The 25,645-nt window shown below is 74.0% G+C and carries 22 protein-coding genes; 14 read left to right on the top strand and 8 right to left on the bottom strand.

Annotated elements, in window-relative coordinates:
- Positions 1–142 precede the first annotated feature (142 nt).
- Positions 143–1,876 carry a DEAD/DEAH box helicase gene (locus AB0B02_RS04670; RefSeq protein WP_107159178.1) on the top strand — a complete coding sequence of 578 codons (1,734 nt, stop codon included), beginning with the start codon at positions 143–145 and terminating at the stop codon, positions 1,874–1,876.
- 72 nt (positions 1,877–1,948) lie between these two features.
- Here the strand turns inward: AB0B02_RS04670 and AB0B02_RS04665 are convergent, their stop codons facing one another.
- A complete protein-coding gene (locus AB0B02_RS04665) occupies positions 1,949–2,182 on the bottom strand; it encodes a hypothetical protein (protein ID WP_091070720.1) in 234 nt (77 codons plus the stop codon).
- Between the two features lie 247 nt (positions 2,183–2,429).
- On the bottom strand, positions 2,430–4,031 hold the full coding sequence (locus tag AB0B02_RS04660; protein ID WP_281935336.1) for an RNA polymerase sigma factor: 1,602 nt from the start codon (positions 4,029–4,031) through the stop codon (positions 2,430–2,432).
- Positions 4,032–4,314: 283 nt separating this feature from the next.
- Between AB0B02_RS04660 and AB0B02_RS04655 the strand changes: the two genes are divergently transcribed.
- Positions 4,315–5,130, top strand: coding sequence for an inositol monophosphatase family protein (locus AB0B02_RS04655; RefSeq protein WP_281935334.1), 816 nt, complete (start codon positions 4,315–4,317; stop codon positions 5,128–5,130).
- A gap of 95 nt (positions 5,131–5,225) precedes the next feature.
- Here the strand turns inward: AB0B02_RS04655 and AB0B02_RS04650 are convergent, their stop codons facing one another.
- The gene (locus AB0B02_RS04650; protein ID WP_199199858.1) at positions 5,226–5,741 is read right to left on the bottom strand and encodes a LytR C-terminal domain-containing protein; all 516 of its coding nucleotides are present in this window, start codon (positions 5,739–5,741) and stop codon (positions 5,226–5,228) included.
- A 438-nt stretch (positions 5,742–6,179) separates the two neighbouring features.
- Between AB0B02_RS04650 and AB0B02_RS04645 the strand changes: the two genes are divergently transcribed.
- Both AB0B02_RS04645 and AB0B02_RS04640 read left to right on the top strand, forming a co-directional pair.
- Positions 6,180–6,476 (top strand): DUF4193 domain-containing protein, encoded by a 297-nt coding sequence (locus AB0B02_RS04645; protein ID WP_013284790.1) that lies wholly within the window; start codon positions 6,180–6,182, stop codon positions 6,474–6,476.
- 194 nt (positions 6,477–6,670) lie between these two features.
- Positions 6,671–7,474, top strand: coding sequence for a hypothetical protein (locus AB0B02_RS04640; RefSeq protein ID WP_281935329.1), 804 nt, complete (start codon positions 6,671–6,673; stop codon positions 7,472–7,474).
- Between the two features lie 19 nt (positions 7,475–7,493).
- Here AB0B02_RS04640 and AB0B02_RS04635 read toward each other — a convergent pair whose 3' ends face one another.
- Complete coding sequence (locus AB0B02_RS04635) at positions 7,494–7,985, bottom strand: DUF3093 domain-containing protein (RefSeq protein ID WP_281935327.1); 492 nt, start codon at positions 7,983–7,985, stop codon at positions 7,494–7,496.
- Between the two features lie 83 nt (positions 7,986–8,068).
- On the opposite strand from AB0B02_RS04635, the gene dut reads away from it, so the two are divergent.
- The 4 genes from dut to AB0B02_RS04615 all read left to right on the top strand — a co-directional run bounded on the left by dut (position 8,069) and on the right by AB0B02_RS04615 (position 10,462).
- Entirely contained in the window at positions 8,069–8,566 is a 498-nt protein-coding gene (gene dut, locus AB0B02_RS04630; protein ID WP_199199859.1) for a dUTP diphosphatase, read from the top strand.
- 25 nt (positions 8,567–8,591) lie between these two features.
- Positions 8,592–9,236: a DUF3710 domain-containing protein gene (locus AB0B02_RS04625; protein WP_357296764.1), complete on the top strand. Its 645-nt coding sequence runs from the start codon at positions 8,592–8,594 to the stop codon at positions 9,234–9,236.
- Between the two features lie 165 nt (positions 9,237–9,401).
- A complete protein-coding gene (locus AB0B02_RS04620) occupies positions 9,402–9,782 on the top strand; it encodes an OB-fold nucleic acid binding domain-containing protein (protein ID WP_107159277.1) in 381 nt (126 codons plus the stop codon).
- Positions 9,779–10,462 (top strand): DUF3159 domain-containing protein, encoded by a 684-nt coding sequence (locus AB0B02_RS04615; protein WP_281935322.1) that lies wholly within the window; start codon positions 9,779–9,781, stop codon positions 10,460–10,462. Before AB0B02_RS04620 ends, AB0B02_RS04615 begins: the two co-directional genes overlap by 4 nt.
- A gap of 6 nt (positions 10,463–10,468) precedes the next feature.
- Here AB0B02_RS04615 and AB0B02_RS04610 read toward each other — a convergent pair whose 3' ends face one another.
- Both AB0B02_RS04610 and AB0B02_RS04605 read right to left on the bottom strand, forming a co-directional pair.
- Positions 10,469–11,158, bottom strand: coding sequence for a TrkA family potassium uptake protein (locus AB0B02_RS04610; RefSeq protein WP_281935321.1), 690 nt, complete (start codon positions 11,156–11,158; stop codon positions 10,469–10,471).
- Between the two features lie 3 nt (positions 11,159–11,161).
- Positions 11,162–11,827, bottom strand: a complete 666-nt coding sequence (locus AB0B02_RS04605) for a TrkA family potassium uptake protein (RefSeq protein WP_107159279.1) — start codon at positions 11,825–11,827, stop codon at positions 11,162–11,164.
- 157 nt (positions 11,828–11,984) lie between these two features.
- On the opposite strand from AB0B02_RS04605, the gene AB0B02_RS04600 reads away from it, so the two are divergent.
- From AB0B02_RS04600 to dxs, 4 genes are read left to right on the top strand one after another with little or no spacing between them, the layout of a single operon-like run.
- Positions 11,985–14,033 (top strand): APC family permease, encoded by a 2,049-nt coding sequence (locus tag AB0B02_RS04600; RefSeq protein WP_281935319.1) that lies wholly within the window; start codon positions 11,985–11,987, stop codon positions 14,031–14,033.
- A 56-nt stretch (positions 14,034–14,089) separates the two neighbouring features.
- Positions 14,090–15,328, top strand: coding sequence for a TRAM domain-containing protein (locus tag AB0B02_RS04595; protein WP_281935317.1), 1,239 nt, complete (start codon positions 14,090–14,092; stop codon positions 15,326–15,328).
- Positions 15,329–15,341: 13 nt separating this feature from the next.
- Positions 15,342–16,502 carry an anhydro-N-acetylmuramic acid kinase gene (locus AB0B02_RS04590; RefSeq protein WP_357296759.1) on the top strand — a complete coding sequence of 387 codons (1,161 nt, stop codon included), beginning with the start codon at positions 15,342–15,344 and terminating at the stop codon, positions 16,500–16,502.
- Positions 16,503–16,550: 48 nt separating this feature from the next.
- Entirely contained in the window at positions 16,551–18,497 is a 1,947-nt protein-coding gene (gene dxs, locus AB0B02_RS04585; RefSeq protein WP_281935313.1) for a 1-deoxy-D-xylulose-5-phosphate synthase, read from the top strand.
- Between the two features lie 182 nt (positions 18,498–18,679).
- Here the strand turns inward: dxs and AB0B02_RS04580 are convergent, their stop codons facing one another.
- Positions 18,680–19,873, bottom strand: coding sequence for a hypothetical protein (locus AB0B02_RS04580; protein WP_357296756.1), 1,194 nt, complete (start codon positions 19,871–19,873; stop codon positions 18,680–18,682).
- Between the two features lie 144 nt (positions 19,874–20,017).
- Between AB0B02_RS04580 and AB0B02_RS04575 the strand changes: the two genes are divergently transcribed.
- Both AB0B02_RS04575 and AB0B02_RS04570 read left to right on the top strand, forming a co-directional pair.
- Entirely contained in the window at positions 20,018–21,916 is a 1,899-nt protein-coding gene (locus AB0B02_RS04575; protein WP_357296754.1) for a hypothetical protein, read from the top strand.
- Positions 21,874–23,664, top strand: coding sequence for a hypothetical protein (locus tag AB0B02_RS04570; protein WP_357296753.1), 1,791 nt, complete (start codon positions 21,874–21,876; stop codon positions 23,662–23,664). The genes AB0B02_RS04575 and AB0B02_RS04570 overlap by 43 nt, the downstream gene beginning before the upstream one ends.
- Before the next feature lie 3 nt (positions 23,665–23,667).
- Here AB0B02_RS04570 and AB0B02_RS04565 read toward each other — a convergent pair whose 3' ends face one another.
- Positions 23,668–25,587 carry a hypothetical protein gene (locus tag AB0B02_RS04565; RefSeq protein ID WP_357296752.1) on the bottom strand — a complete coding sequence of 640 codons (1,920 nt, stop codon included), beginning with the start codon at positions 25,585–25,587 and terminating at the stop codon, positions 23,668–23,670.
- Positions 25,588–25,645 lie beyond the last annotated feature (58 nt).

The following is a 25,645-nucleotide window of genomic DNA, read 5'->3' as shown; positions in this document are numbered from 1 at the left end:
TGGCGTCGGGTGGGGCGGCCAGGGCCCGCTGGTTATGCTGAGTCGGCCTTCGCGGCACGGACGCGCGAGGGCGTTTTCATGGGCGGCGGCCCCCGTGGCCCCGGTCGGGCCCGTCGCCGTCCGCGGCGGAGAGGAGCTACCCGTGCCACCGCGGTTGCCGGCGCTCGACACGTTCCCACCACTGCGTTCCTGGCAACGCAAGGCGATGGTGGAATACCTGCGCCGCCGGGCCGAGGACTTCACCGCGGTCGCCACCCCCGGCGCCGGAAAGACCACCTTCGCCCTGCGGATCGCCGCCGAGCTGCTCGCCGACGGCACCGTCGAGGCGGTCACCGTGGTCGCGCCGACGGAGCACCTGAAGACCCAGTGGGCGCAGGCCGCGGCCCGGGTCGGCATCCAGCTCGACGCCGCGTTCCGCAACGCCGACCTGCACTCCGCCGCCGACTTCCACGGCGCGGTGGTCACGTACGCCCAGGTCGGCATGGCGCCGCAGGTGCACCGGCGGCGCACCATGACCCGGCGGACACTGGTCATCCTCGACGAGATCCACCACGCCGGCGACGCCCGCACCTGGGGCGACGGCGTCAAGGCGGCGTTCGAACCCGCGGTACGCCGGCTGATGCTCACCGGCACGCCGTTCCGCTCCGACGACAACCCGATCCCGTTCATCAGCTACGAGCGCGGCGGGGACGGGCTGCTGCGCTCCCGCGCCGACTCGGTCTACGGCTACGCCGACGCGCTGCGCGACGGCGTGGTCCGGCCGGTGCTGTTCCTGGCCTACTCCGGGGAGACCCGGTGGCGCACCAACGCCGGCGACGAGCTGGCCGCCCGGCTGGGCGAGCCGATGACGCAGGATCTGATCGCGCAGGCGTGGCGTACCGCGCTGGACCCGGCCGGCGACTGGATGCCGCAGGTGCTGCGCGCCGCCGACGCCCGACTGAGCACGCTGCGCGCCAACGGCATGCCCGACGCGGGCGGCCTGGTCATCGCCACCGACCAGCAGGTCGCCCGCGCGTACGCCAAGCTGCTGGAGCAGGTGACCGGCGAGAAGGCCGCCGTGGTGCTCTCCGACGACCAGGGCGCGTCCGCGCGGATCGCGACGTTCGCGGCCTCCGAGCAGCGCTGGCTGGTCGCGGTGCGGATGGTGTCCGAGGGCGTGGACATCCCCCGGCTGGCCGTCGGCGTGTACGCGACGAGCGCCAGCACCGCGCTCTACTTCGCGCAGGCGATCGGCCGTTTCGTCCGGGCCCGCCGACCGGGCGAGACCGCCTCGGTCTTCCTGCCCAGCGTGCCGCACCTGCTCGGGCTGGCCAGCGAGATGGAGATCGAGCGGGACCACGTGCTCGGCAAGCCCAAGGACTCCGACGGCTTCGACGACGACCTGTTGGAGCGCGCCCAGCGCGACGACGGGGCCAGCGGCGAGCTGGAGAAGCGGTTCGCGGCGCTCTCCGCCACCGCCGAACTGGACCAGGTCATCTTCGACGGCGCGTCGTTCGGCACCGCCGCCCAGGCCGGCACGCCGGAGGAGGAGGAATACCTCGGCCTCCCCGGCCTGCTCACCGCCGACCAGGTCTCGCTGCTGCTGACCAAGCGGCAGGCCGACCAGCTCGCCGCGCAGAAGCGCCGGGCGGCCCAGCGGGCCGCTGAGCCGGCCGCTGCGGCCCCGGCGGCGGCACCCCCACCGATGAGCGCGGCCCAGCGTCGGGTGGCGCTACGGCGGCAACTGAACGCCCTGGTGGCCGCCCGGCACCATCGCACCGGCCAGCCGCACGGCAAGATCCACGCCGAGCTGCGCCGGCTCTGCGGCGGCCCGCCCAGCGCCCAGGCGACGATCGAGCAGCTCGAGGAGCGCATCGCCACCGTGCAGACGTTGTGACAGAAACCGGCCGGAGACACCTCGTGCGGTGTCTCCGGCCGGTTATGTCGAGTTACTCGTTGTCTGTCGGACTCAGTTCGCCATGAGATCGGTGCCGCGCCAACTGAACTCCGGGTCCGTCGCGTACCGCACGGTGATCTTCACGAGATCTTCCGCGTACTTGTTCGCGTGGTGCCCACAGAACACCAGCTCGCTCCCACCCGAGAGGGTGATCCGGAGCTTGCCGGCAGCATTACAGCGGTCGCACCGTTCATCGGCGGCCGGGGGGCTCACCGTCTCGGGCGGCGGCGTGAGGGTCGGGGTCATCGCCTTCCTCCTCTGGTCGTCACCGATGAACACACTCGTCGGTCGTTGCTCACCTATCCTGCAACACCCATCTCGGGCCCTGCCTTCCCTGTGTGCCCGCGGGGGACCGAGGTCACACCTGGCGTGGAAGACAGTGTGCCGTGCACCAAGGGTGCCACGTCAACGATCACAAACAGGCAACCGACCGATCAAGGATCGGTGTTCTACGGGTGGTGATCAAACCGACACGTCTGGTTGACGTGTGCGGTCAGTCCAGGTAGTCGCGGAGCACCTGGGAACGCGAGGGGTGCCGCAACTTGGACATGGTCTTGGACTCGATCTGCCGGATGCGCTCCCGGGTCACGCCGTACACCTGACCGATCTCGTCCAGGGTGCGCGGCTGGCCGTCGGTGAGGCCGAAGCGCAGGCGCACCACGCCCGCCTCACGCTCGGACAACGTCTGGAGGACCTGCTGGAGCTGGTCCTGCAGCAGCGAGAACGACACCGCGTCGACCGCCACCACGGCCTCGGAATCCTCGATGAAGTCGCCGAGCTGGCTGTCCCCCTCGTCACCGATGGTCTGGTCGAGCGAGATGGGCTCCCGGGCGTACTGCTGGATCTCCAGCACCTTCTCCGGTGTGATGTCCATCTCCTTGGCCAGCTCCTCCGGAGTGGGCTCGCGGCCCAGATCCTGGAGCAGCTCGCGCTGGATCCGGCCGAGCTTGTTGATCACCTCGACCATGTGCACCGGGATGCGGATGGTGCGGGCCTGGTCGGCCATGGCGCGGGTGATGGCCTGGCGGATCCACCAGGTGGCGTACGTGGAGAACTTGTAGCCCTTAGTGTAGTCGAACTTCTCGACGGCCCGGATGAGGCCGAGGTTGCCCTCCTGGATCAGGTCGAGGAAGGCCATCCCGCGCCCGGTGTAGCGCTTGGCCAGCGAGACCACGAGTCGGAGGTTCGCCTCCAGCAGGTGGTTCTTGGCCCGCTCGCCGTCCCGGGAGATCCACATCAGGTCGCGCTGCAGATCGCGGACCAGCTTCTCCTCGCCCTCGTCGGCGGCGCGCAGCCGCTCGGCGGCGTAGAGGCCGGCCTCGATCCGCTTGGCGAGCTCGACCTCCTGCTCGGCGTTGAGCAGCGGCACCTTGCCGATCTGCTTGAGGTAGGCCCGGACCGAGTCGGCGGAGGCGGTCAGCTCGGCGTCCCGACGCGCCTGCTTGAGCGCCTCGGACTCCTCGTCGTCCCACTCGAAGTCGTTGTCGGTGGCGGAGTTCGCGGCGTCGGCCTCGGCGGCCTGGGCCAGCTCGGCCGGCTCCTCGACCACCACGTCCTCGATCTCGGCGGCCAGCTCCTCCGGGTCGACCTCACCCTCGGCGCCCTCGCCGGCCTTCGCCGGCTTCGCCGCGGCCGTCTTGGCGGCCACGGTGGCCTTGGTGGCCCGGGTCGTCTTGGTGGCCTTGGCCGGGACGGCGGCCTTGCCGGCCACCTCGGCGGTGGTGCCGGCGGCCTTGCGGGCCGTCGCCTTCCGGGGCGCCGGCGCGGGGGACTCCTCGGCGGCGGGCGCCTGCTTGGGGGCGGGTGCGGCCGCCTTCTTGGTGGTCTTGGCGGTGGTGGCCCGGGAGGCCGGGGTGGCGGACCGGGCCGCGGCGACCCGGCGGCGGGTGCTCGCGGAGCCGTCCACCACGACCGTCACGCCCGCCTCGGAGAGCGCGCGGAGGATCTTCTTGGCCTGGGCCGGGGTCACCTCAGCGGACTCGACGGTGCGCGCGAGCTGGGCCGACGTGAGCTGACCGCCGGCGCTCTGGGCGTGGGCGATCAGGGTGTCGGTGAGCGAGCGAACGTCGGCGCCGGTCTGGCGGGGTTCTGTCACGAATGACCTTCCGGAGGCGAAGAGCGAGCACGGCCGGGTCGTCCGGCGCAGCACGGGGCCGTGCCGGGCGAGTCGTTGAGGGACCCCCGTGTCCCGGTCCGTCCGGTCGTTGGCGGTCCGTGGCGCGTGGGCAGGGTGAATTGTAACGCCGTCTGCCGCGATCATCCTGCGCAGCACGGCGTACCGGCGGTCCGGACCGCCGATTCGACGCAGATGTGGACTTTGTAAGGATGATACCCACGCACGGCCAGGCCGGTCCGGGCCGCGCGGGAAGGGGACGAACATGATCGCCTCGGCGCCCACGCCGCGGGAATTGCTCACCATCGCCGTCGAGGTGGCCCGGGACGCCGCGGCCACCGCCCACCGGATGCGCGCCGAGGGCGTCTCGGTGGCCGCGACCAAGAGCACCGCGACCGACGTGGTCACCGCCGCCGACCGCGCGGTGGAGCGGCAGGTGCTGGCCGCGTTGCGGGACCGGCGGCCCGGCGACGCGGTGCTGGGCGAGGAGTACGGCGTGGCCGGTCCGGTCGCGGGGGGCGGGGTGCGCTGGATCGTCGATCCGATCGACGGCACCGTCAACTACCTCTACGGGCTGCCCTACTGCGCGGTCTCGCTCGCCGCCGAGGTGGCCGGCGAGGTCGTCGCCGGCGTGGTGCGCAACGTGTTCACCGGCGAGGAGTGGACCGCGACCGCGGGCGGCGGCGCCTGGCGGGACGGTCGGCGGCTGCGCTGCTCCGCCGAGGCCGACCTCGGGCAGGCGCTGGTCGCCACCGGCTTCGGGTACGCCGCGGGCCGCCGCGCGCACCAGGCGCGGGTGGTCGCCGAACTGATCCCGCACGTGCGCGACATCCGCCGGATGGGTGCGGCCGCGCTCGACCTCTGCCTGGCCGCCGAGGGACGGGTGGACGCGTACTTCGAGAAGGGGCTGGCCGACTGGGACCTCGCCGCGGGCGGGCTGGTCGCCCGGGAGGCCGGGCTGCTGGTGACCGGCTTGTCCGGCCGGCCGGCCGGACCGGACCTGGCGCTCGCCGCGCCGCCCGCGCTGCACGGCCCGCTGCACGCCCGGCTCGCCGACCTGGACGCCGCCGGCGGGCCGTGACGACCTGTCACCCACCCCACGGGTACGCGACGAGGGCGGCCTCCCGAACCGCGGAGACCGCCCTGCGTCGTCGGGCCGGCGGACCGGCCCACGGGTCACTTCTCGACCGGCATCGGGCACGTCTCGGGCGGCGCCTCGGGAGCGCCCAGGTCACCCAGCGACTGGTTCACCTCGGTGGTGGTGGCCAACTGCTGGAACCCGTTGCCGAGGACCACGTCGACGGTGTCGTCCTTGCGGTCCGGCAGGAACACCCGCTCGGCGTTGTTGAGGAAGTAGGCCCGGAGCAGGTGGGCCGAGCCGACACCCTTGGGGCCGAAGCGCAGCACCGCCACGCCGTCGACCTCCTTCGACTCGTTGCCGACCTTCTTGACCTGGAACTTGCGGTTGCGGAAGTCGTCCGCCACGCCGCCGGCCCGGCCGGACTCGTCGGTGGCGTTGTAGACGTTGATCTTCACGTCCTTCTGCTCGCGCAGTCGCAGGTCGACAAGCGGCCAGCCGGCGGGGCAGTCGGCGGCGGTGCCGGCCGAGCCCTGACTGTCCTTGACCACGGCGACGATCACGAAGACCAGGGCGATGACCGCCAGCAGTCCGACGACAACGAGTGCCCGCACTCGCGCAAAACTCATCCTGGGCGCTCCCCGGACAGTGATTGGGTGGCGGCGGCCGGCGCGGTCGGGCCGCGTCTGTCGACCGTCGGAGTACGCCGCTGAGGTTAACCCTTGTCCGGCTCCCGCGTGGAAACAGTCCGACATGCCGGCGCGCCACGGGGGGAACGGGTAGGACTACCCCTATCTTCGTGTCGCCTGAGTCACATTGGGAACAACTTCGGGCGCAGGGGCGTACATCTCTCCCGCGAGGGCGGTATACATGCCTCGCCCAAAGGGGGGGTAAGGTTCCGCGCTCGCCGGAGGGTTCCGCTCCGGCGAACCCGGCCCACCGGTCGTCGGGTCGGGTGCCCGACACAGTTGGTGGCCGGCCAGGGGAACCGAAACGGCGTCGTCCGGCGTTACAACCGGCAGCGACCATATCGATATTGGAGAGTGAAACCGATGGCCACCGACTACGACGCCCCGCGTCGCGACGAGGTCGACCTCGGCGAGGACAGCCTCGAGGAGCTCAAGGCCCGGCGGGTCGACTCACAGTCGGGCGCCGTGGACGTCGACGAGGCCGAAGTGGCCGAGAGCTTCGAGCTGCCCGGCGCCGACCTGGCCGACGAGGAGCTCACGGTCAAGGTCCTCCCGATGCAGCAGGACGAGTTCCGGTGCGCGCGCTGCTTCCTGGTCCACCACCGCAGCCAGCTCGCGGTCGAGCGCAACGGCGACCTGATCTGCCGAGAGTGCGTCTGATCCCGAGCCGGGACACCGGCGGCGGCCTCCTCGTCGGGGCCGCCGCTGTTCGAGCCGCCGTGCGCCGGTGGCCGGAAGCTGCTTGACTCGTACGGGCGGCTGCCGGCCGCGCGGAGCAGGAGGGCGGACGGGTGAGCGAGCGCAGCGAGCGGGATGACCGGACGCGAGTCCCGGAGACGGGACCGACGTCGTCCATGCCGGACCCGACCACCGCTCCGGCGCGGGCGGAGGAAACCGTCGACCCGGCCGCGACGCCGACCGGCGAGGAACTGGGCGCCACGGTCGCGGCCCTGACCGCCGACGACATCGCCCCGGCCCGCCGCCGGCAACTGCTGGTGCGGCTGGTCGGCCAGGCCCGGGCGCGTGGCCTCACCGACCTGTTCAAGCCCAAGGCCGCGCTGCGCTGGATGACCGAGACCGTCGCCGAGGTCGCGCCGCACGTGCCGATCCGTGACCTCGCCACGCTGCGGCGGCACTTCCCCGGCCTGGACGACGACGCGCTCGCCGACCGGCTGGTCCGCAACGCGTCCCGGGCCACCGCCGGGGTCGGCGCGGCCGGTGGCGGGGTCGCCGCGGTCGAGTGGGCGGTCACGCCCACCCTGCTCTCCGCCCCGGTCCTGCTGGCCGCCGAGACGGTCGCCGTGGTGGCGATCGAGTTGAAGCTCATCGGGGAACTGCACGAACTCCACCGGATGCCGCTGCCCACCGGCGGCACCGCGCGTGCCGTGGCGCTGGTGCAGTCCTGGGCCGGCCAGCGGGGGATCAACCCGATGATGCCCGGCGTCGGGGTGAGCGCCGTGCTGGGCACCGCCGCCCGCCGCGAGCTGCGGGACAGCATGCTGCGCCGCTTCGGCCGCAATCTCACCACGCTCGGGCCGTTCCTGACCGGCGCCGCGGTGGCCGGCTACCTCAACCGGCGGGCCACCCGCACGCTCGGCGAGCAGCTCCGCAAGGACCTCCGGCACACGTCCCGCGGCCTGCCCCACAAGCGGGGCTGACGGCCGGGGCGGGGAAGCGTCAGGCGGTGTCGCGGGCGGCCAGCAGCGCGGTCGCCAGCTCCACCGGGTGCCGGGTGCTGACCACCCAGAACGGGGTGGGGTCCGCCGGGTCGTCCAGCACCACCTGCACGGCGCCGCCGATCCAGGGGCGCTGCACCACGAACGCGAGCGGATCGGCGCCGACGCCGAGCACCTCGCGCCGGCCGGTCGCGTCCAGCGGCACCGCGTCCGCCACGTGGCGCACCGGGAGGTGGGCGTCGTCGACCCGCAGCTCGCCGTCGCGTACCTCGACCCGGATCCGGCCCAGCCACCACAGGGCGGCCCCCGTGCCGGGGATCAGCAGCACGAACGGCAGCCAGGCCCGGAAGCCGGTCGCGCCCAGCCACAGCTCGGCGGCGAGCAGCCCGGCCACGGCCAGCCCGGCGGGCCAGGCCCACCAGGGCAGCCCCAGGCGCTCCGCGTACGGCGCGGGGGTGGCCGTCGGGGCGGCCGGGGATGACGACTGACGCACACTGCGAGGGTACGGCGCGTGGCGGGCCGGCCAACCGGCAGGATGGCAGGGGCACCCCGAGGACCGGACGGAAGAGGATGACCGTGACAGATGTCGTACCCGTGCCCGTACGGCGGCTCGACCCGGAGCTGCCGCTGCCGGCGTACGCCCATCCCGGCGACGCCGGCGCGGACCTGGTGGCCGCCGCGGACGTGGAGCTGCCGCCAGGCGGGCGCGCGTTGGTGCCCACCGGCGTGGCGGTGGCGCTGCCGGAGGGGTACGTCGGGCTGGTCCACCCCCGGTCGGGGCTGGCCGCCAGGCTCGGCGTGACGGTGCTCAACGCGCCCGGTACGGTCGACGCCGGCTACCGGGGTGAGATCCTGGTCAACCTGATCAACCATGATCGGGACACGCCGGCGCGGATCAGCCGGGGCGACCGGATCGCGCAGTTGGTGGTCCAGCGGGTCGCCCGTGCCGAGTTCCGGCCGGTGGCCGAGCTGCCCGGCTCCCGGCGCGGGACCGGTGGGCACGGGTCCACCGGCGGGCACGCCGGGCTGGTTCCGGCTCCGGGCGGCGGGCAGAGCGAAGAGGTGGCAGGGTGAGTGCGAACAGCGGAGGGTGGGCGCAGTGATCTTCTCCCGGAAGCGGGCCGACGAGGCGCGGCACGCGCGTGACAACGGGGTCCTCGACGCCGGGGAGACCCCGGCGGCGCCGGCTCGTGGCCCCTACGACGTCAGCGAGGCGCCCGACGCGCCCCGGCTCGACCTGGGCAGCCTCCAGATCCCGGCGGTGCCGGACGTGGAGGTGCGGGTGCAGGCCGACCCGCAGGGCGTGATCCAGCAGGTGGTGCTGGTGCACGGGCAGAACGCGTTGCAGCTCGGCGTGTTCGCCGCGCCCCGTTCGGAGGGCATCTGGGACGAGGTGCGCGACGAGATCCGCACCTCGCTGCTGAACGACGGCGCCGCCGCCCAGGAGGTCGAGGGGGAGCGCGGCACCGAGCTGCGGGCCCAGGTCCGCACCCCGGACGGCGTGACCGACCTGCGGTTCATCGGCATCGACGGGCCGCGCTGGATGGTGCGGGGCGTCTTCCAGGGCCAGGCGGCCGTCGACCCGGCCGCCGGCGGCCCGCTCGCGGCCTGCCTGGACGGCCTGGTGGTGGACCGCGGCCAGGAGGCCAAGCCGGTCCGCGAGCCGCTGCCGCTGCGGCTGCCGCGCGAGGTGGCCGAGCAGCAGGCCGCCGAGCAGCAGGCGGCCGGTCCGCAGGAGGTCTGAGGCACGCGCCGGGCCCGGTCCCGTCGGCTCCGAGCCGGCGGGACCGGGCCCGCGGCGTGTCCGCCCGGCATGCCGCCGATCCCGCACGCCGGCCGGACCGGCGTACGCTGGCGGGACGGTTCCGCCATCCGCGGGACCCCGGTGCGGAGAGGTGACGCGGAGGTCATGACGACCGACCAGGGCCGGGTGTCGCTGCGGCGGCTGCTGCAACGGTTCACCGCGAGCGAGGCCGAGATCGAGGCGCAGGAGCTGCGCCGGGAGAGCGCCGAATCCGGCGGCACCCCCACCCACCAGTGCAACCGGGGCCAGGTGGTCTCGGTGGCCGGGCGGCTGCGCACCGTGGTCTACACGCCGCGCACCAACCTGCCCACGCTGGAGGCGGACCTCTACGACGGCAACGACGTGGTCACCCTGGTCTGGCTGGGCCGGCGGCACATCGCCGGGATCGAGCCGGGCCGGCACCTCACCGCCCACGGCCGGGTGGCCGTGCGGGACGACCGCAAGGTGATCTACAACCCGTACTACGAGCTGGAGCCGCCGAAGTGACGACCGGACAGCAGCACACCCCGTCGGGCCTCGACCCGCAGGACGAGGAGCGGCTGCCCAGCATCGCCGAGCAGATGGCCGACCAGCTCGGCGGCTGGCGCGGCCTGGTCGAGTCGAGCATCCCGGTGGTGGTCTTCGTGATCGCCAACGTGGTGGGCGAGCTGCGCCCGGCGCTGATCGCCTCGATCGCGGTGGCGCTGCTGATCGCCGCGATGCGGCTGGCGCAGCGCAAACCGGTGCGGCACGCGCTGAACGGGTTGTTCGGCATCGGCGTCGGCGCGTTCTTCGCCCTGCGCAGCGGCGACGCGCGCGACTTCTATCTGCCCGGCATCCTCTACGGCATCGGCTACGGCCTGGCGCTGCTGCTCTCCGCCGCGATCCGGCAGCCGCTGGTCGGCTGGATCTGGTCGGTGCTGGTCGCCAAGGGCCGCTCCGAGTGGCGCGACGACCCCAAGCTGGTGCGCACGTTCACCCAGCTCACCGTGCTCTGGGGCGTGGTGTGGCTGGCCAAGGTCGGCGTGCAGGCCGGGCTCTACCTGGCCCACCAGGACACCGCGCTCGGCGTGGCCCGGCTCGCCCTGGGCTACCCGCCGTACGCGCTGCTGCTGCTGATCACGGTGTGGGTGGTGCGCCGGGTCACCCGGGAGGGCACCACCGTCACGCCGCTGCCGGGGGCCTGAGCCCGCTCAGGACCGCTCGCGGTTCCGCTCGGTGCTGTCCGGCCCGAGGATCACGGCGCGCACCGCGTCCTCCACCTCGGCGGTGCACACGAACACCAGCTCGTCGCCGGCCTCGATCGGGTCGTCCGGCGTGGGCACCAGCACCCGCTTGCCGCGCAGGATCGCCACCAGCGCCGCGTCCCGAGGGATCGGCACCGCGTGGATCGGCTGCCCCACGTAGGGCGCGGTCGGCGGCAGGGTGATCTCCACCAGGTTCGCCTCGCCCTGCCGGAACGTCATCAGCCGGACCAGGTCCCCGACGGTCACCGCCTCCTCGACCAGCGCGGCCATCACCCGCGGCTTGCTGACCGCGACGTCCACGCCCCACTGCTCGGTGAACAGCCACTCGTTCTCCGCCCGGTTGACCCGGGCCACCACCCGGGGCACCGCGAACTCGGTCTTGGCCAGCAGCGAGACCACCAGGTTGACCTTGTCGTCGCCGGTGGCCGCGACCACCACGTCGCAGCCGGCCACGTTGGCCTCCTCCAGGCTGGCCAGCTCGCACGCGTCGGCCAGCACCCAGTCGGCGGTCGGCACCCGGTCGGGCCGCAGCATCTTCGGCTGCCGCTCGATCAGCATCACCTGATGACCGTTGTCGATCAGCTCCTGGGCGATCGAGCGGCCCACGTTGCCGGCGCCGGCGATGGCGATCCGCATGACTCAGTGCCCCCCTTCCGGCGGCGCCGCCGCCACCGAGGTGACCGAGGCGACGATGTCGTCGGTCACCAGCATGAAGACCTGGTCGCCCTCCTGCACCACGGTGGAGGCGGTGGGCAGCGTGCCGATCCCGAAGCGGGTCAGGTAGGCGACCCGGGCGCCGGCGGACTCCTCGAGCTGCCGCAACGGCCGGCCGATCCAGTCCTTGTGCACCGGCACCTCGACGATCGACACGGTGCTGGTCAGGTCGCGGAAGATCTCCACGTTCCCCTCGGGGACCAGGTGGCGCAGCATCCGGTCGGCGGTCCACCGGACGGTCGCCACGGTCGGGATGCCGAGGCGCTCGTAGACCTGGGCGCGGCGCTGGTCGTAGATCCGGGCCGCCACCCGGGAGACGCCGAACGTCTCGCGGGCCAGCCGGGCCGAGATGATGTTGGAGTTGTCGCCGCTGGAGACCGCGGCGAACGCGTCGGCCCGCTCGATGCCGGCCTCGCGCAGCACCTCGCCGTCGAAGCCGGCGCCGGTGACCGTGATGCCGGCGAAGTCGGGCCCGAGTCGGCGGAACGCGTCCGCGTCCTGGTCGATCACCGCCACCGAGTGCCCCCGGGACTCCAGGCTGTGCGCCAGGGTCGACCCGACCCGGCCGCAACCCATGATCACGACATGCACGGTGTCCGCTCCTCCCACGGTGCCGCCCGCCGACCCGTCGTCTGCGAGCCTGCCACGTCCCCGCGTCCGGCGGGGCACCGACGGTACCGCGCGGGTGCGCGCGGCGGTGATCAGCCACCCCACCGTCCCGCGCCAAGGGGCCGTACGCTTGTCGGTTGTGGCCAGCCCCACCTCGCTGCTGAAGCGACTCCTCCTCGGTCGACCGTTCCGGTCCGACCGCCTCCAGCACACCCTGCTGCCGAAGCGCATCGCGCTGCCGGTCTTCGCGTCCGACGCGCTCTCGTCCGTGGCGTACGCGCCGGACGAGATCCTGTTGACGCTCTCCATCGCGGGCGCGTCCGCGTTCTTCTTCTCGCCGTGGGTCGCGCTCGCCGTCGTCGTGGTGATGCTCACCGTGGTGGCGAGCTACCGGCAGAACGTGCACGCCTACCCGTCCGGCGGCGGCGACTACGAGGTCGCCACCGTCAACCTCGGTCCGCGGGCCGGCCTCGCGGTGGCCAGCGCGCTGCTCGTCGACTACGTGCTGACGGTCGCCGTGTCGGTCTCCTCCGGGGTGGCGAACCTCGGCTCGGTGGTGCCGTTCGTGGCCACCCACAAGGTGCTCATCGCGGTCAGCGCGGTGGTGCTGCTCACCGCGATCAACCTGCGCGGCCTGCGCGAGTCGGGCACCGCGTTCGCCATCCCCACCTACGGCTTCGTCATCGTCATCGGCGGCATGCTGCTGACCGGTGCGGTGCGGATCTTCGTGCTCGGCGACGACCTGCGCGCGCCGAGCGCCGGCCTGGAGATCCACGCCGAGCACAGCGTCACCGGGTTCGCGCTGATCTTCCTGCTGCTGCGGACGTTCTCCTCCGGCTGCGCGGCGCTCACCGGCGTGGAGGCGATCTCCAACGGCGTACCGGCGTTCAAGTCGCCGAAGTCGAAGAACGCGGCCACCACGCTGCTGCTGCTCGGCGGCATCGCGGTCACCATGCTGGTCGGCATCATCCTGCTGGCCCGCCGGACCGGCCTGCAGTTCGTCGAGAGCCCCAGCCAGATCGTCTCCGGTCCGGACGGGTACGTGCAGAAGACGGTCACCGTGCAGCTCGGCGAGACCGTGTTCGGCGGCGGATCGGTGCTGCTCTACGTGGTCGCCGGGATGACCGCGCTGATCCTGTTCCTGGCCGCGAACACCGCGTTCAACGGCTTCCCGGTGCTCGGCTCGATCCTCGCGCAGGACCGCTACCTGCCCCGCCAACTCCACACCCGGGGCGACCGGCTGGCGTTCTCCAACGGCATCGTGTTCCTCGCCGTCTCCGCGGTGGTGCTGATCGTCGGCTTCCAGGCCGAGGTGACCCGGCTCATCCAGCTCTACATCGTCGGCGTGTTCGTCTCGTTCACGCTCTCCCAGGCCGGCATGATCCGGCACTGGAACCGGCACCTGCGCAACGAGCGCGACCCGGAGGCCCGCCGGCGCATGATCCGGTCCCGGGCCATCAACGCGTTCGGCATGGCCATGACCGGCGTGGTGCTGGTCATCGTGCTGGTCACCAAGTTCCTGCTCGGCGCGTGGATCGCGATCGTCGCGATGGCCGTGATGTACGTGGTCATGCTGGGCATCCGCCGGCACTACGACCGGGTCGCCGCCGAGCTGGAGCCGACCGAGCAGCGGGCCGTGCTGCCCGCCCGCAACCACGCCATCGTGCTGGTCAGCAAGCTGCACCAGCCCACGCTGCGGGCCGTCGCGTACGCCCGGGCCACCCGGCCGGACACGCTCACCGCGGTGACCGTCAACGTGGACGAGAAGGACACCCGGGACCTCCAGGCCGACTGGGAACGGCGGGAGCTTCCGGTGCCGCTGACCGTGATCGACTCCCCGTACCGGGAGATCACCCGGCCGATCCTCAACTTCGTCGCCTCGGTCCGCCGGGAGTCGCCGCGCGACGTGGTCACCGTCTTCATCCCGGAGTACGTGGTGGGCCGCTGGTGGGAGAACCTCCTGCACAACCAGAGCGCGCTACGGCTCAAGGGCCGGCTGCTGTTCGAACCGGGCGTGATGGTGACCAGCGTGCCCTGGCAGCTCGCGTCCACCGCCAGCAAGAACCTGGACCGCCTGGACGCCACGCTCAGCCGCGGACCGGCGCGCGGTCCCCGGGTCGCGCCGCGCAGCACCCTGCCGCCGCCGGTCGACGCCACGCCCTCCGGCGAGCAGGGGGAGCGTTCGTGAGCGCGGGGAGTGAGCCGGCCCGGCGAGCCCCGCAGTCGGGAACGAAGGGTGGCGCCGTGAGCGCGCCGGAACGTCCCGGGCTGGTGGAGGCCGAGCGGGTCGAGCTGACCGTCGACGCGGTCGCCCCCGGCGGGCACTGCGTGGCCCGGGTCGGCGGCCAGGTGGTCTTCGTCCGGCACGCGCTGCCCGGCGAGCGGGTGGTGGCCGAGGTGACCGAGCTGCACCGGGGCTTCGCCCGCGCCGACGCGGTGCAGATCCTCGACGCCTCGCCGGACCGGGTCACCCCGCCCTGCCCGTACGCCCGGCCGGGTGGATGCGGCGGCTGCGACCTCCAGCACGTCGCCCCGGCCGCCCAGCTCGACTGGAAGCTCGCCGTGGTGCGCGAGCAGCTCACCCGGCTGGGCCGGCTCACCGACGCGCAGGTGGACGCGCTCGGCGTCCGGGTCGAGGCGCTGCCCGGCGGGCCGCTGGGCTGGCGCTCCCGGGTCCGCTACGCGGTGGACGCCGCCGACCGGGCCGGGCTGCTCAAGCACCGCTCGCACGAGGTGGTGCCGATCGACCGCTGCCTGATCGCCCATCCGGCGATCCGGGAGCTGCCGGTGCTGCCGCCCACCGGGGCGCGCTGGCCGGACGCCGACGCGGTGGAGGCGGTCGCCAGCAGCGGCGGGGACGTCGCCGTGGTCGCGTACGCCGACGGGGTCGCCACCGCGGTGAGCGGGCCGGAGCGGGTCCGGGAGACGGCGGCCGGGCGATCGTTCACGCTGCCCGCGTCCGGCTTCTGGCAGGTGCACCCGGCCGCGGCGGACGCCCTGGTCGGCGCCGTGCTGGACCTGCTCGACCCGCGTCCCGGCGAGACCGCCTGGGACCTGTACGGCGGGGCCGGGCTGTTCGCCGCCGCGCTCGCCGGCCGGGTCGACGGGGCCCGGGTGACAGTCGTCGAGTCCGCCCCGGACGGGGTGGCCGCGGCCCGGACGAACCTGGCCGACCTGGCCGCCGTGGAGGTGGTCGCGGCCCGGGTGGAGACCGCGCTGGCCCGCCGCCGGGTCACCGGCCCGGTCGACCTGGTGGTGCTCGACCCGCCGCGCTCCGGCGCGGGCGCGGCGGTGGTCCACGGCGTGGTGGCCGCCGACCCGCGGGCGGTGGCGTACGTGGCCTGCGACCCGGCGGCCTTCGCCCGGGACGTGCGCACGTTCGCCGAGGCGGGCTGGCGGCTGGCCGCGCTGCGCGGGTTCGACCTGTTCCCGATGACCCAGCACGTCGAGCTGGTCGGCCTGTTCCTGCCCCCGGCACAGTGACTAGCCTGGTCCGATGAAGATCGTCGGGTTGATGTCGGGGACGTCGTACGACGGGGTGGACGTGGCCGCCGGCGAGTTCACGCTCGACGGGGACACGCTGCGGCTACGGCCGCTCGGGCACCGTGAGCTGGCGTACCCGGACGACCTGCGGGCGCAGATCGGGGCGCTGCTGCCGCCGGCGGCCACCACGATCGAGGCGGTCTGCCGGCTCGACAACCGGCTCGGCGACGTGTTCGCCGAGGCGGCTGCCGTCGGCGTCGAGCTGGCCGGTGGCGCCGTCGACGCGGTCGTGTCCCACGGTCAGACCGTCTTCCACTGGGTCGAGGCCGGCCGGGCGCGCGGCACGCTCCAGCTCGGCGCGCCGGCCCGGGTTGCCGCGCGCGTCGGCGTACCGGTGTTGCACGACCTGCGCTCGGCGGACGTGGCGGCCGGCGGGCAGGGCGCGCCGCTGGTCCCGGCGTTCGACGCGCTGCTGCTCGACGCCGCCGCCGGCCCTCGGGCGGCGTTGAATCTCGGGGGGATCGCGAACCTCACCGTGGTCGCCCCCGGGGCACCGGTCCTCGGGTACGACGTGGGCCCGGCCAACGCGCTGCTGGACGCCGCCGCCCGGCGCCTCCTGGGCCGCTCCTGCGACGTCGACGGGGCGCGCGCCGCCGCCGGCCGGGTGCACGGCGCACTGCTGGATCGGCTGCTCGCCGAGCCGTACTATGCCGCGCCGCCGCCCAAGTCGACGGGCAAGGAGCTGTTCCACGGCGGCTACCTGGACGCCGCGCTGGCCGCGCTCGGCGAGCCGGTGGCCGCCGACGACGTGCTGGCCACGCTCACCGAGCTGACCGCCCGCACGGTCGCCGACGCGTGCGACCGGCACCGCGTCACCGAGGTGGTGGCCGCCGGTGGGGGAGTGCGTAATCCCACACTCCGGGCCCGGCTGGCCGCGCTCGGCGCCGGCCGCTGGCGGCTGCGGACCACCGACGAGCTGGGCGTCCCGGCGCAGGCCAAGGAGGCGTACGCGTTCGCGCTGCTGGGCTGGCTGAGCTGGCACGGGCTGCCCGGCGCGGTGCCGTCGGTGACCGGCGCGTCCCGGGCCGCGGTGCTCGGCTCCTGGACCCCGGCCGGCCCTCCGTTCGGGGCGCCGACCCCGACGCCACCACGTCGGCTGACGGTGGCGTCCTGAGCCACGGCTCGGCTGCGGACTGTGCCACGACCGATAGACTCTCCGGTCATGAGTGTTGAAGAGGGCACGGCCAACCACGGTCGGCTGCTGGGCGCCGTCCGTGGCCCGCAGGACGTGAAGCGGATGACCGCCGAGCAGCTGGACATCCTCGGTGCCGAGATCCGTGACTTTCTGATCGCCAAGGTCTCCCGCACCGGTGGGCACATCGGCCCCAACCTCGGCGTCGTCGAGCTGACGCTGGCCATGCACCGGGTGTTCGACTCCCCGCGCGACCGGCTCCTGTTCGACACCGGCCACCAGGCCTACGTGCACAAGATCCTCACCGGTCGGCAGGAGGGCTTCGACAAGCTCCGCCAGCGCGGTGGCCTCTCCGGCTACCCCAGCCAGGCGGAGAGCGAGCACGACCTGATCGAGAACTCGCACGCCTCCACCGCCCTGTCGTACGCCGACGGCCTGGCCAAGGCGTACGCGCTGCGCGGCGAGAAGCGCTCCGTGGTGGCCGTGGTCGGCGACGGCGCGCTCACCGGCGGCATGTGCTGGGAGGCGCTCAACAACATCGCCACCGCCGGCAACCCGCTGATCATCGTGGTCAACGACAACGGCCGGTCCTACTCGCCGACCATCGGCGGCCTCGCCGACCACCTGTCGTCGCTGCGGCTCAACCCCGGCTACGAGAAGGTGCTCGACACCGTCAAGGATGCGCTGGGCAACACGCCGTTCGTCGGCAAGCCGATGTACGAGGTGCTGCACGCGGTCAAGAAGGGCATCAAGGACGCGGTCGCCCCGCAGGCCATGTTCGAGGACCTCGGGATCAAGTACGTCGGCCCGGTCGACGGCCACGACGTGCCGGCGGTCGAGGCGGCGCTGCGCGCGGCGAAGAACTTCGGCGGCCCGGTGATCGTGCACGCGGTCACCCGCAAGGGTTACGGCTACCGTCCCGCCGAGGACGACGAGGCCGACTGCCTGCACGGCCCGGGTGGCGCCTTCGACGTGGAGACCGGCCAACTCGTCGCCGCGCCGTCGGTGAAGTGGACCCACGTGTTCGCCAACGAGCTGGTGGCGATCGCCGACGAGCGCCCCGACGTGGTCGGCATCACCGCCGCCATGGCGGAGCCCACCGGCATCGCCGCGCTGGCCCGCAAGTACCCGAAGCGGGTCTACGACGTCGGCATCGCCGAGCAGCACGCCGCCACGTCCGCCGCCGGCCTGGCCATGGGCGGCCTGCACCCGGTGGTCGCGGTCTACGCCACGTTCCTCAACCGGGCGTTCGACCAGGTCCTGCTGGACGTGGCGATGCACAAGCTGCCGGTCACGTTCGTGCTGGACCGGGCCGGCATCACCGGCCCGGACGGGCCCAGCCACTACGGCATCTGGGACATGTCGGTCTTCGGCGTGGTGCCCGGCCTGCGGATCGCCGCGCCCCGCGACTCCGCGACGCTGCGCGAGGAACTGCGCGAGGCGATCGCCGTCGACGACGGCCCGACCATCCTGCGCTTCCCGACCGGCACCGTCGCCGCCGACCTGCCGGCCGTGCGCCGGGTCGGCCCGGTCGACGTGCTGACCGAGTCGGCGCGTACCGACGTGCTGCTGGTCGCGGTCGGCTCGTTCGCCGGCCTCGGCATGGAGGTCGCGTCCCGGGTCGCCGAGCAGGGCTACGGCGTCACCGTGGTCGACCCGCGCTGGGTCCGACCGGTCCCGGCCGAGCTGGTCGAGCTGGCCGCCGGGCACCGGCTCGTGGTCACCGTCGAGGACGGCGTCCGGGTCGGCGGCGTCGGCTCCGCGCTGGCCCAGGCGATGCGCGACGCCGACGTCCGCGTGCCGGTCCGCGACCTCGGCGTACCCGCCGACTGGCACCCGCACGGCACCCGCGCGCAGATCCTCGCCGACCTGGGGCTGACCGCCCAGGACGTGGCGCGCGACGTCACCGGCTGGATCTCCGGCCTGGACGCCGCCCCGGTCGACCCGGCCACCGACGGGGCCACCGCGCAGAACTGATCCCGGTCACGTGTCCGGGCGGTCCCGCTGTCGCGGGGCCGCCCGGACGCTGTTCCGGGGACCGCCGCCACGTCGGCGGTGTGGAGCGGACGCAGGAGGGATGGTCGGAGAGATCTTGGAAGCAAAGTGCCCCTCCGGGGGCCATTTCCTTCCAAGATCTCAGGCGGCGTCGAGGACGGGGGTCAGCGGGGGGAGGAGAGGGAGCGGTACCAGGTCTTCTCGGTGCCGGCCAGGCTGAACGTCTGCTTGGCGTCGGTCTGCTCGACCACCACCAGGCCCGGACGGTCGACCAGGCGGGTGGTGCCGGGCGGCGCGGCGAACGAGGCGTCCCGGGTGCGCCAGGTGAGCACCGCGAGCGGCTGGCCCGGCACCGGCAGGGGGTACGCCTGGAGCGTGGTGGACCGGTCGGCCGGGGAGACGACGGGCGCACCGCCGCCGGACGGGCGGTAGAGCACGGCGGTCATCGTCCCGGTGGGACTGTCCCAACTCAACTGCTCCAGGTCGCCCGGCTCCCCGTCGCCGAGCGCCACCTCGCCCAGCGAGCGCGTGGCGATCTTCGCCATCGGCCAGGACTCGGGCACGGAACGGGGCGCCTCCCGGTCACCGAGACGGCGCGGGACGCTGCCGAACGGGCCCCGTCCGCCGGTCAGCGCGCAGGTGTCCAGGCCGGTCAGGGCGCGTTTGCCGGCACCGGTCTCGTCGCGCACCAGCGGGTAGCGGGGCGCTTCGGTGGCCGTACCCAGGTCGAGGACGCGGTCCGCGGCCCGGCCGCGCGGCAGCGACGGCGTGGGCCGCAGCGTCGCGGTCAGCGCGACGGCCCGGCAGGCCGGCACCGCGACCGGCTCGGTGATGCCGTCGGCGCCGGGCACCGTGCGGCCGTCCGGGCCGAGCAGGCGTTCGACGCGGGCGGAGGTGAGGTAGCGGCGCCCGGTGGGTTGCCGGACCGGCAGCACGTCGGCGTAGACCAGGTAGCCGGCCTCGGTGTACTCGGTGGCGTGCGACACCCGCCACCGCTGCCCGTCCCGGTCCAGTTGCAGCAGCCAGGAGGCGGCCTCGCCGGGCACGTCGGCGGCGACCAGTGCCAGCGGCGCGCCGGCCACCTCGCCGGAGAAGAGGATGCCGGAGGAGGGCAGGTGGACCCGGTCGTCGACCGGTGAGCGCCAGTCACGCACCGCAGCGGTGATCGCGGCGGTGGCGGCGGCGTCACCGGCGAGGCTGCCGCGCGGCGGCCAGACCGCGAGCGAGCCGTCCAGGCTGTCGTAGCCGACCCGCAGGGTTGTCGGCTGCCGCTCGGTCACCGGCCCGCAACCGGCTGTGGCCAGCGCCAACGCTGCCAGCGCGGCGCCCGTCACCGCGTTTCGGCGGGCTGAAACCACACTGATCCCCTCGGCGGTCGTCGGTCGGAAGCCCACATGGTACGAGACGTGCGGTCACCGGGCGGAGCCCGGCTCACCCGTTCGTCGCGGAACGTGACGTGCGATTCGTGGCTCAATATCCGGCTCCGGTAGACTCCGCCGACTGTGACGCCTGCCGAGACCCGCGGCGCCTCGACGCCGGCCGCCGCCGCCCCGACGGGCTCCCGATCCGTCACCCTCGACCCCCCACCGCCGGTCACCCGGACCGAACCGCCGGCCGCATCCACCACCGAGGAGGCCGCGCCGGCCGCCCGACGCCGGTGGCGGTGGACGCGCCGCCGCATCGACCTGGTGGTGTACGCCGCCTTCCTGCTCGCCGCGATCTGGGTGACCAGCGGCATCTGGGCCGACCCGGCCGGCCGGGTGGCCGCGCTCTACAGCAGCGACCCCGCCCAGGTGCAGTTCTTCCTGGCCCACTCGGTGCGGGTGGTGCTGCACGGCGAGTTCCCGTTCTTCACCGACCAGTTCAACTACCCCGACGGGGTCAACCTGATGGCGAACACCGCCATCCTGGCGCTCGGCATCCCGATGGTGCCGGTGACGCTCCTGTTCGGACCGGCGGTCTCCTTCGTCGCGCTGGTCACACTCGGCCTGTGCGGCACCGCCGCCGCCTGGTACCGGGTGCTCTCCCGGCACCTGGTCCGGCACCGGCCGGCCGCCGCGGTCGGCGCGTGGCTCTGCGGGTTCTCGCCGGCGATGCTGTCGCACGCCAACTGGCACCCGAACATCATCAGCCAGTTCCTGCTGCCGTTCATCGTCTGGCGGGTGCTGGTGCTGACCCGGTCGGTCCGGCCGGTCCGCGACGGCGCGCTGCTCGCCCTGCTGGTCGTCGTGCAGGCGTTCATCAACGAGGAGATCCTGCTCTTCACCGCGCTGGCGCTCGGGGTGTTCCTGATCGCCGTGCTGGTGCAGCAGCGGGACCGGTGGGCCACCGCGTGGCGACCGCTCGGCACCGGCCTGGCGGTCTGCGCGGTGCTGGCCGGCGCGCTGCTGGCGTACCCGCTCTGGGTGCAGTTCGCCGGCCCGATGGCGTACCACGGGCTCAGCGACGCGGTCCGCGACTACGGCAACGACATCGCCGCGTTCGTCGCCCCCGGCTCGCCCACGTTCGGCGGCAACGAGCGGGCCAACGTCAACCTGGCCCCGAACTACTCGGAGGAGAACGCGTTCTTCGGCTGGAGCCTGTCGCTGCTGGCCGTCGGCATCGTCGTCTGGCTGCGCCGGGACGTGATGGTCCGGGCGCTGGCCGCGACCGGGCTGTTCTTCGCGGTGCTCTCGCTCGGTGAGCGGATCTCCTGGTGGGACCGGGAACTGGTGACCGGCCCGTGGGAGCTGCTGGTGCGGCTGCCGCTGCTGGACGCCGTGGTGCCGACCCGGTTCGGCCTGATCACCAGCGTGACGGTGGCGGTCCTGCTGGCGTACGCGGTGCGCAGCGCCTGGGTGCTGCGCGGCGTTCAGCGGCGGACCGCGCGGACGCTGACCGCCGCCGGCCTGGTCTTCGCGCTGCTGCCGATCGCGCCGATGCCGCTGCGCGTCACCACCCGACCGCCGGTGCCGGAGTTCATCACCGCCGACCGGTGGCGGCAGTACGTCGGGCCGGACCAGACGCTGGTCTCCGTGCCGGTGCCGGCGATGGGTAACACCGACCCGATGCGCTGGGCGGCCAGCACCGACCTGGCGTTCAAGATCCCCGGCGGCTACTTCCTCGCGCCGCGCAACGGCGTCACCGGCGACCCGGGCCGCTTCGGCGGCCGGCGTAGCGGCATCGGCGAGCTGCTCGCCGACGTGGCGTCCACCGGGCGTACGCCGAAACTCGACGACCGGCAGCGCCGTCGCTTCCTGGACGAACTGCGGCACTGGCACGCGGCGGTGGTGGTGCTGCCGCTGGACGAGCAGAACGCCGAGCCGCTGCGGCGCACCGTGGAGCAACTGGTCGGGCCGGCCCGGCAGGAGCTGGACGTGTGGGTGTGGGACGTCCGGACACTGACCGACCGGTCCGCCTGAGCCCGGCGGCCCGCCCCGGGCCCGCGCCCCGGCGGTGGTGGCGGCCCCGGCCGGTCGACGCGCTCGTGGTGGCCGGCTACCTCGCCCTGGCCGTGCTGCTCACCGCCGACCAGTGGCGCCGCCCGGATCGGCTGTTCCACCAGGCCGGCGACCAGATGCTGTTCGAATGGATGCTGGCCCGGGCCGCCCGCGCGGTGACCGACGGCGAGAACCCGCTGCACAGCGCCGCGCTCAACGCCCCGCACGGGGTGAACCTGATGGCCAACACCTCGGTGCTCGGGCTGGGCGTGCCGCTCACCCCGGTCACCGTGGCGTTCGGCAGCCAGGCCGCGTTCCTGGTCGCGGTGGCGCTCAGCCTCGCCGGCACCGCCACCGCCTGGTACGCGCTGCTCGCCCGCCGGCTGGTCCGCTCCCGGGCCGCCGCCGCGGTCGGCGGGCTGGTCTGCGGGTTCGCCCCGGGCATGGTGGCGCAGGCCGGGGCGCACCTGCACATGGCCGCCCAGTTCCTGGTCCCGGTGATCCTCGCGCTGGTGTTCCGGCCGGCCACCGACCGGATCCGGCGCGACGGCGTGCTGCTCGGGCTCGCGGTCGCGTACCAGGTCTTCCTCGGCGAGGAGGTGCTGGTCTTCCTGGCGCTGGCCGCCGGCGTGCTGGCCGGGGCGTACGCGCTGGCCGACCGGGACACCGCACGCCGGCTGGCGCCCGTGGTGGCGCGCCGGCTGGGCCTCGGCGCGCTGGTCGCCGGCGTGCTGCTGGCGTACCCGCTGTGGGTCCAGTTCCTCGGCCCCGGCCACTACACCGGGATGCCGTTCCACACCCGCGGCTACCGGTTGGACCTGGTCTCGTTCACCGCCACCGCCCGGCAGACCGTGGGCGGGGACGGCCACCGGGCCGGGCTGCTGTCGCCGAATCCGACCGAACAGAACTCGTTCTTCGGCCCGTTCCTGCCGGCGCTGGCGCTGCTGGTGGCGGTGCGGCTGTGGCGGCGACCGCTGGTGCGCGCGCTCGCCGCGTGCGGCCTGCTGTTCGCGCTGCTGTCGCTCGGCACCACGGTGATCGTGGGGCGGCACGACACCGGGCTGCCCGGCCCGTACCGGCTGGTCGCCGGCGTGCCGCTGCTGGACCTGGTGGTACCGGCGCGGTTCGCGCTGGTCTGCGTACCGGTGCTGGGGGTGCTGCTGGCGCTGGCGGTGGACCGGGCCCCGGGCGGCACCGCGCGCGGGCGGGCGCTGTGGGCCGGCGCGGTCGCCGTCGCGCTGCTGCCACTCGTCCCGACCCCGATCCGCACCGTGCCGGTCCCGCCGGTGCCGGCCGTGGTGACCGGCGGCGGCTGGCGGGCGTACGTTCCGCCGGGCCGGACGCTGGTGCCGGTGCCACCGGTCACCGGCGCGGCGGTCAGCCCGGCCATGTTCTGGTCGGCGCGCGCCGGGCTGGCCTTCGACGCGCCGGGCGGCTACTTCATCGGGCCGCGCTCAGCCGCCGACCCGACCGCCCGGTGGGGCGCGCCGGACCGTCCCACGTCGTTGCTGCTGCGCCGGGCCGCCGAGACCGGCCAGGTGCCGCCGGTGGGCGAGGCGGAACGCCGGCAGGCGGTCGAGGACCTGCGGCACTGGCGGGCAGCGGCGCTGGTGCAGGCCGACTCGTCGCCCGGCGACCCGGTACGGGTCACCGTGGACGCCCTGGTCGGGCCCGGGCGGGACGTCCCCGGCGGGCACCTGTGGGACGTCCGCCCCCTGCTCGGCGGCTGACCCTTACACGCGGTCGCGCACGTCCCAGAGCCAGACGTCGTCGATCCGCTGCGGGGGGCCGAGCAGCGCGGTCATCAGGTCACGCAGCACCGCCTCGCGCGGCCCGGCGCCGAGCACCACCACCGACGCCCGCCAGAAGCGCAGGTCCTCGACGGCCTGCCGGCGGTTCTCCGCGGTGATCTCGGGCAGCGCGTTGCGGTCCATGGTGGCGTAGATCAGCGTGCTGGTCGGGCGGTTCGGGGCGCCGAACACGCCTTCGCCCAGCTCGTTCGGGCCGATGAAGTATCCCCCCGGGATGGGGAACTCCTGCCCGGTCAGCGCGCTCCAGCGCAGTGTCGGCAGCCCGTGCACGTTGCTCGGGATCGGCACCGGCACCAGCGTCCGGCCGGCCGGCACGAACGGTCGCCAGCCACCGGCGGTGATGAAGTGCGGCGGCGGGTCCATCCGCTGCGCCGGCAGGGGGCGCGGGACCAGCGGCAGCAGGGCGGCCACGATCGCGGCGTACCCGACCAGGCGCAGCGCCCGCCGCCGGCCGGACGCGGCCCGGCCCGCGTCGTCGGTCCGCCCGTCGTCGGTCCGCCCGTCGTCGGTCGGCTCGTTGTCGTGGTCGCCGGCGCGGGGTGCGGGCACCGGGGCGGTCCCGGGCCGGCCGGCCCGGGACAACGCGTCCCAGGCCAGCGCGAGCAGCACGCCCACGGCGGCCACCACCACCAGGCTCAACCGGGTCGGCATCATCATCTCGACGAGCGGCAGGTCGTCCGGCACGTACGCCCACGGGCCGGCCACACTCGTCTCCACGCCGTCGAACCGCACCACGGGCCCGATCGAGGCGATCGTGAAGAGCGCCACCAGCACGGCCAGGATCCGGGCCGGCACCGACCGGCGGACCAGCAGCCCCAGCGCGGCCAGCGCGACCAGCACCAGCGGCCAGCCGAACCAGGTGTTCTGCTCGGTCAGGCCGATGGTCTTCTCCACCGCCTCGTCCCCGGCCGCGGTGTCCCGGGCGAACGTGACGAAGGCCATCAGGTCCTCGCCCCAGTTGTGGAAGACGCCGCCCTGCAACCCTCGGTAGGACTGCGGGCCGTTGAACTGGAACCAGATCGGGTACGCGGTGAGCAGCAGCGCCACCCCGCCGCCGACGGAGATCGCGGCCAGGAAGGACCCGGCCCGCGCCCGCGTCTCGCGCGGCCGTTGCACCGCGTACGCCAGCACGACGACCAGGCAGGCCAGCGCCGTGAGCAGCAGCATCTCCTCGTTGATGAAGATCTGGTACGCCACCAGCAGTCCGAGCGCCACCCCGTTACGTCGCCAGCGGCCCGGCTCGCCGAGCCGGAGCACCCGGGCCACGATCAGCGGGAGCAGGAAGTTCGACACGAAGTTCGGCTGCCCGTTGGCGTGGTGCACGATGCCCGGGGCGAACCCGAGGAACGCGCCGCCGACGAACGCCGCGCCGCGGGAGCGGACCAGGTGCCGCGACAGCGTCCAGTACGACGTCGCGGCGGTCGCCGACAACGCCGCGCCCAGGTAGAGCGCGTACATCACCTGTGGACCGAGCAGCATGGTCAGCGGCGCGAGCGGCAGCGTCACCCCGAGCAGCGAGGTGTTCGCCATCATGTTCACCCCGTCCGGCGCGTTCTGCCGGGCGGTGAACAGCGGGTTCTCCAGGTGCCGCACCGAGTACGCGCCGTGCGCGAACAGCCACTCGAACCAGCTGTGGTCGGTCGGCAGGTGCGAGGACACCCGGTGCTGCACGTCGCCCCAGTAGTTGAGGCAGACGAGAACGCCGAGCAACGCATAGGCTCCGAGGGCCAGCAGGTCGGCGCGAGCCGGCCGGCGACGGGGCCGTCGCGGCGGATCCGCCGTGACGGCGTCCACCTCGACGGATGAGGAGTTCAGCGAGGGGTCCACCACCGGCACGGCCACGACGGGCCATCGTACAGGCGGTCCGGCGTCGGTCCGGTCACGGTCGGGCGGCGGTCCG

Source organism: Micromonospora sp. NPDC049240 (assembly GCF_040647835.1).
In the GTDB taxonomy this organism is placed as follows: Bacteria; Actinomycetota; Actinomycetes; order Mycobacteriales; family Micromonosporaceae; genus Micromonospora.
Note: the sequence above shows the minus strand (reverse complement) of the source record. Positions and strands in the feature narration are given on the sequence as shown.